The 555-nt window shown below is 46.7% G+C and carries 1 pseudogene; it reads left to right on the plus strand.

From position 1 onward, the window contains the following. A pseudogene (locus POREN0001_RS09430) lies at positions 1–555 on the plus strand (type VI secretion system contractile sheath protein TssC); the annotation flags it as partial.

The raw sequence follows: 555 nt of genomic DNA on the forward strand, positions 1-555 counted from the left end.
GGAGCAAGAGACTCTTGCCCAACCGGTTTATCAAGAAAAAGTAGCCGATTCGTATTCCAAAGAGACATTGGATGGTGCTATATCCGCCCTCTCTCGGTATGGCGGCTTCAGTTTCTTGGAAACAGCCATCGATGGACTTCAAAACTTAAATCCGGAACGGAAGGCGCGTAAGAAAATGTTCCTTGTCGAGGAACAGAAAGAGGGCGAACGTCAGGCTCTTGCCCACAAGATTGACCTTTGGTTGGAGTTGCTAACCGAAAATAAGGATATCCCGGAAATGGTGCAAAAATGCCAGACCCAAACGAGCGTCGTCTCGGCTCTCTTGGCCAAGAACCAATTAACCGCCGTCGAGGCCGTGCGAGATCTTGAAACCTCATATCGTGCCGTGCAACTCTTTTACAAAAACACAGAGTCGGATAAGCTGACCAATGTGACAATTGTCAATGCCTCTCCGGAGCAATTAACGGATTTGGATAATTCCCGTTTTATAGACTTTGTTGCAGACGAATTGAAGCAAAATTACGATCGTTTGGACCTTCGTACCAATTATTCCCT

The organism is Porphyromonas endodontalis ATCC 35406, assembly GCF_000174815.1.
GTDB classification, from domain to species: domain Bacteria; phylum Bacteroidota; class Bacteroidia; order Bacteroidales; family Porphyromonadaceae; genus Porphyromonas; species Porphyromonas endodontalis.